Consider the following 6,000-nt stretch of genomic DNA (forward strand, 5'->3'; position numbering starts at 1 on the left):
CTGGACACGGATAGGGATCTGACCCGAATGAAGCATGGGGCCCCGGTACAACCCGGGGCCCCACCGTTCCCAATCTCGCAGAGAGAATGTCTTCAAAGGTCAGATACAGAGCAGGCTGCGATGCAGGCAACTGAACGCGAGGCGCGCCGTCCCTCCGGCTGCGGTGCCCGTACTACTCGTACGAGCGGCGCCGCATGCTCCCTGCCCGTCGTCGACTGGGCAACAGTGCCGCTACGTGGGGGGAGTGGGTGGCCACCAAGCTCCGCTGGGACCTGAGCGTCGACAAGACCGATCTGGAGGCGCTGAAGGTGCTCTCCGACGGGCCGTGCGAGAACACGGCCGTCGTCTACACCTCCGCACCGTAAGACGGATCGACGGGCTGGGTGCCGGGGCACCGGATGTCTGCGTGGACGCAGGTACGGACTTCCGCCACCCCGGCTCCCGCCGTACGGGAGAGAGGCCCGAGGTGGCCACGGGCGTTGCAGTACAACCATCACGGTGTGCGGGGTTGCTTCGTCAGGGGCGGTGAGGTCCAGGGCGACCAGGCCGGGCTCGGGGATCTGCGTCGTCGATACGGTCCATGCCGGGACCGACGCACGTCGTGCCCCGGCGGTTCGGCGGCACCGACGGCAAACCTCCCCGGGAGTCGAGCCGGTACGAGCGGGCCCGGGTCGCCAGCCTCGCCCTGCAGAACGCGATCTGTAACGCCCGAACCGAAGCCGCCGTGCGGGACGGCGCCTCCTTCATCTTCCGCCGGAGGAACCGGGCGTACTTCTCCAGCTTGGTCGGCCAGTTCTTCGGGATTTTCGTAGCAGTTGTCGACCTTGATGAACAACAAGGGCACCTCGCCTCTGACCGGGCGCGCCGGACGGGGTGGCCTTGAGCCGTTGGAGTTCGAGATCTCCGTCGTGGTCAGCGTGTTCTCCCGAACACCCGCACACGCGGTGCCGGCTCACACCACGGCTTCCCCGGGCGCCCGTCCCGGGAGGCCCGCTGTGGCTAGTGCTCGTCTTCACACGGGTGGTCTCCCCAGTCCAGGAGGCCGTGGGACCGGTCGACCAGAAGCTCGCCATGGTTGAGGGTGTACGGGGGCGTCGCCACCTCGGGATCGGCCTTGATGATCATTTGGACCCGCGCCAGGACGTTCATGTCGATGACCTCCTCGGCACCGAGGAGCACCTGGTCGTGGTAGGCGGCGTAGTGCCGGGCCGCGCCCGGGTGCCGGTCCAGAGCGAAGCGGGCCGCACGGAGTTCTGCCTCGGTGAGTTCACCGGTGTCGCGGCGGGCCTGGCAGCCGTGGCACAGGTGGGTCAGATGCCAGGGGTTGTGGGCCGCCGGCCTCAGGCCGGTCTTACGGAGGAACGCCGGGGTCTTCCCCGCGGCGGGGTCCTCCAAGGCGACGATGTCGTGGGGCTGGGGGAGCTGCCGGGTCGGGTGGGACATGGAGCACTCCGGGCTGAGCGCGAACAGCAGCCGCCGGGTGGCGTCGGACGTGTGAGGCGGCTTCCTCTGAGCGGCAAGCTCTTCCTCTTCCTGCTTGGCCTGGAACCACAGCCGTACCAGCTTGCGGAGGGCCTTCTCGATACCGGTTTCCTGGCTGATGTCTACGCCCCAGTCGCGGACCCGCAACGTCAGCCGATCGACGATCGCCATCGTCAGACGCTGTTCGGGCACCCTGGCCAGCCGGAACACGTTATGGACCCCGCTAGGGCTCTTGCCGATCTCCTCGGCCATCTCCCGGACACTGGGGAGCCCGGCCCGGCGGTGCAACAGGTGAAGCTCCAGGTTGAGTTCCCCCGATCGACAGCAAGAGGCCCTGGACGATGACGCTCAGGGCCTCTCTGAGTTCTTCGCTTGACCGCCCAGCTCAACGACCGACGGCAACCGCTGCTTATGCCCAGTTGATGCCCAAGGCGGTGAGGGCGGCGAGCTGGTGCGCGGTGAGTTTGTGGCGCCGCTGCTTGGTGTTGGATACCCATACGCCCAGCCTCACAGTCACCGGCTTCGCTTCGTCGTCGACTGTGATCTCGACGATCGTGCTGCGCGGGACGGGCCGCTGTCCTTCCTTCTCCACCCACTGGGTGAGGGCGGCCAGGCCGCGCTGGAACGCGGCCTCCGCTTTGCTCTCCGGCTTCTTCGGTCCCTTGAGGGCGGCGGCCAGTGCGGGAGGGAGTTCCTTCGGTGCGAGGGCTGTCACGGGGAGGGCCGCGCCGTGTACGCCCAGCGCGGTCAGCCGCTCGCGCTGCTCGGGCAGGAGCTGCGCCCACGTGCCCGGCTCCTGCTGCCGCCAACGCCACGTCCCGATGTCATCGCCGTCCATCAGTACGCCGGGTGCGATGTGGGGCAGGTGGCCGTCGGCGTCGACGAGGTCGGCGAGGACCCGGTAGTGCCGCTGCCAGCTCAGCGGCCAGGGGCAGTCCCAGTCCGGGTCGATCTCCGTCAGCTGCTGCGCGCGAGCGGCGGCCCGTTGCGGGTTCTTGCCCAGGCCGCCCTTGCGGCGCAGGTTGGCGATGTGCTGTCCGATGGGCACCATCGCCTTGCCCTGGCCCCACACCGCGTCCTGACGCGGCGCGAGGTGCCCGGTCGCCCGTCGGAACGACCGCAGGGCGGCCAGCTTGGCCTCCCACGCCTCCTCGCCCGGCTCCCACACCATCCCGGCCTCCGGCGCGTCCAGCAGCGTCTTGCGCCGCTCCTCCAGCTCCCCGGCCCGCAGCGCCTTGCGCTGCTGATGCACCCACCGTCCGAGGGGGAAGTCTTTGGTGACGCCGACCTCGGTCTCCACGTCGTACGGGACGGCGTAGATGCCGGTGATCTCGTTCTCCTTCCGCCAGCGGATGAGGGCCTGGTAGCCCTCCAGCCACACCAGGGACTCCGGCCGGTACACCCGCGTCCGGAGGAACGCCGCGATCGTTGCCGCGTCGCGCGGGCTGGAGAAGTGCAGCAGGGCCGCTTCGGCGGCGGCCTGCGTGTCGTCGGCCTCCTGGTCCTCGCCGTCACCCTCGCCGCCGGCCTCAACGATTCGCCCGTCCTCGTCACGCTGGACGTGGACCTTGCGCTTGCCGCTCGTGAGCGCGCGTGAAGCGAGTTGTTCGACCAGACGTTCGTCATGCGAACGCAAGCCCTGCAACACGGCTACGAGGGGGCGGAAGCTGGCGCTGGCGACCATGTCGGTGGGGTCCTCGCCGGGTTCCAGGAAGACCGGCACGATGATCCTGGCGACCTTCGTGGAGCCGTCGCGGTTCAACCTGAGCGCGCGGCCGATGTTCTGCACGATCTCCACCTGGGAGCCGCGGGTGTCGGCGAAGCAGATCGAGTCGACTCCCCGCTCGCCGGTGATGTCCACGCCCTCCCCGAGAACGCGAACGCTCGCGAGGAAGGCACGGTGGACCCGGCGCCCGGCAGTGTCGATGCCGTTGGCGAACTGGCGTAGAACCTCGCGCCGTTCGGCTACGAGGTGGTCGCCGCACAGCCACGCGGACCAGACGCGGTCCGGGGGTACGTGGCGGCCGGCTTCCAGCTCATAGAAGTCCGCGTCGATCGAGGACGCGGGGAGCTTGTCGGCGGCGGCCAGGTCGTCGCCTGTGGCGTCGTTCATGTACAGCTCGGCAGCCGTCTCGGGCAGCTTGTCCGCGAACGCGCGGGCCTCTTCGACCTTCTGGTGGAAGGTCATGACCGTACGGAGGTTGTACGCGGCGGCGTGCTCCAACAGGGCGGTCTGCAACAGGGCCAGGCGCCGGCCCCGCCGTGCCTCCTCCGACTCCCCGAGATCCGGCGAGGGATCGCGGATCTCCAGGACGTCGATCTCGAATCCGGCAAGGATTTCGCGCTCGATCGCCTCGCTCAGACCGAGCTCTGCGAGCCACGACCCGTAGGTGCCGTCCGGGTCGTCGGCCATGGTCGCGATCTCTACATCCTGGCCGTTCGCGCCCTTCTGAGGGCGGGCCGCGGCGAGGATGCGCGGGGTGGCGGTCAGGTACAGCCGGAAGTCCGCCGGGATCCGCTGGTTGTCGTGGATCGCCGCCCACGGCCGCCCAAGATCACCAGCGGTTCCGTGGGCCTCATCCACGATGGCGAGGTCGAACCGGTCCATGCGCTGTCCGTACAGGCGCTCTCCGCCTGCCAGAGCGGCCTCCAGAGGCCCGCGAACCTTCCGCCGACCCGATGGTTCTTCCGGGTCCTCGCGGTCCACGAGAGAGGCGTACGTGGCGAGAACGACGACCGGGCCGTGGCTGGCCCACAGGGCGAGCTGGATCGGGTTCGTGGTCGTCCTCACTCCCAGCGAGTTGAGGACCGCGTCGTTCTCAAGCGAGCACACCGCGACCATCGGTGCCCGGTGACCGACCAGACGCCACGCCTGGGCGGTCTGCGCGAGCAGGTCCAGAGTCGGTACGGTCACGAGGATCCGCCCGTCCGCGAACGACTCCAGCGCGCACGCTGCGGCCGTGATCGTCTTGCCCGAACCGGTCGCTGACACGATCGTGCCCCGGGCACCCTGCGGGGGCACAGATGACCTTGCAGGGAATCCCACCCACCTGCGAAACGCGGAGCGCTGATCTACCTGGTGTTCCTTGAGCTGAATCGCCGACATTTCCTTGTCTCCCCGAGCGCTGAATCCGTATGTTCTTCACAGGGCCGTGTGCGGAATGCGGGCCGCGCCCGAGTCGTTCAAGATCCACACATCTGCCTTGTGCCAGCCGCCGGGCTTTCCGTCCTTGAAAGGGCGGCTTGTCGTCCGCATCGCTGTTCCTCGTGCCCACGGCGCACGGACCGCTGGCCTCGCCCAGCGCCTCCAGCGCCCGGCGCCGCTGTATGGCAGGACGCTCTCCTGGACGAACGTCTCCAGTCGCAGCAGGCCCACCCGCTCACGCTGCCTCCGTCCGTGATGTGTACGGCCAGTTCAGCAGCCCCAGCAGACCGGCCGCGGCGCCGGGACCAGTCCCGGTCCGCGATGCGCACCATGGCCTCGCTCACCGTCTTCACCCGTCGCCCCAGCCGTCCTCGAGCACCGGGCCGCGCGAGCACGACGCCATGCCCTCCAGTTCCATAACCTCGCTCTGTGTCTCGGCGACAGCTCCGGTCTCCGGCGCGGCCACCAGATCGTCCGCCTCGCCCGCGGGCACGCCTTGTGCCTCCAGGAGCGCGAACAGCCTCACCCCGGTATTGGTGCCCGCCGTGTGATACCGGCTCACCCGGCGCACAGAATCGTTGCTCAATGCGGGATCAGGTTTGACAGATTCGTTGCGATCGGCTATCTGCGGACGTTCCCCTCGGAATTTTGGAGAGATTCTTGTGTGGCTAGGGATGCTTGTGTTTTTGCCAACGATACATGCTGCATCAGATTGATGAAGCATGCGCACCGGGACTCACGCGAACGAGCGACAATCAGCCGGACTCCGAAATGGAGGACAACCCGGTCCTCACAACTCGGTTGCAGAGTCCGTGTGTTGGTCTAAGGACTGGGCACTGGAGAAGCATGACTCAACTCAGTGTGGCTGTCGTAGAGCTGGCCCAGGACAGCAAGCCGGACGGCCCTCCATGGCTCGAATGGGTATTCGTGGCCGTGTGGCTCGCCCTGGCCCCCGTGATCATCTACAAGCTGTACCAGCACGGTTACTTCAGAAGACGACGCTGAAAGCTCAGCCCCCGAACAGCCGGCCCGGCCCGCGCTAGCGGGCCCTAACGGTTCTGGAGGCGCAGCCGGAAGGACCGTCAGGCGGGGGAGCGCAGCGGACCCGCCCGGGAGCGCGCAGCGCTCTCAACTCCGTTACCAGTCCACAGAGTTCAGAGCCGCGCCCGGCGGATCGCACACCGTACGGCCTGCCGGGCGCGCAGCGGCCGGCTCCACCGGTCGGTCTCAGGTCCCACTGGTCTCGGAGCGCAGCGTAGAGACCTGCCCCTGCGCAGCAGGGGGCGCGGTGAGCGCAGCGATCCGCTTCGGCATCCGCGAAGCGGATGCCTTCGCTTGCACATCGCGCAGCGATGTGGTACCCGCTCCGCGGG

4 protein-coding genes are annotated in these 6,000 nt (G+C 68.4%); 1 reads left to right on the forward strand and 3 read right to left on the reverse strand.

What is annotated here, in order from left to right:
• Positions 1–999 precede the first annotated feature (999 nt).
• The 3 genes from ACFYNU_RS33870 to ACFYNU_RS33880 all read right to left on the reverse strand — a co-directional run bounded on the left by ACFYNU_RS33870 (position 1,000) and on the right by ACFYNU_RS33880 (position 5,189).
• Positions 1,000–1,734 carry a hypothetical protein gene (locus tag ACFYNU_RS33870; protein ID WP_356589342.1) on the reverse strand — a complete coding sequence of 245 codons (735 nt, stop codon included), beginning with the start codon at positions 1,732–1,734 and terminating at the stop codon, positions 1,000–1,002.
• A gap of 157 nt (positions 1,735–1,891) precedes the next feature.
• Complete coding sequence (locus ACFYNU_RS33875; RefSeq protein ID WP_356589344.1) at positions 1,892–4,588, reverse strand: Helicase associated domain protein; 2,697 nt, start codon at positions 4,586–4,588, stop codon at positions 1,892–1,894.
• 388 nt (positions 4,589–4,976) lie between these two features.
• Positions 4,977–5,189, reverse strand: a complete 213-nt coding sequence (locus ACFYNU_RS33880; RefSeq protein WP_356589346.1) for a hypothetical protein — start codon at positions 5,187–5,189, stop codon at positions 4,977–4,979.
• A gap of 284 nt (positions 5,190–5,473) precedes the next feature.
• Between ACFYNU_RS33880 and ACFYNU_RS33885 the strand changes: the two genes are divergently transcribed.
• Complete coding sequence (locus ACFYNU_RS33885) at positions 5,474–5,632, forward strand: hypothetical protein (protein WP_356589348.1); 159 nt, start codon at positions 5,474–5,476, stop codon at positions 5,630–5,632.
• Positions 5,633–6,000: the final 368 nt, after the last annotated feature.

It is taken from the genome of Streptomyces sp. NPDC006643 (assembly GCF_042870175.1).
Lineage (GTDB): Bacteria > Actinomycetota > Actinomycetes > Streptomycetales > Streptomycetaceae > Streptomyces.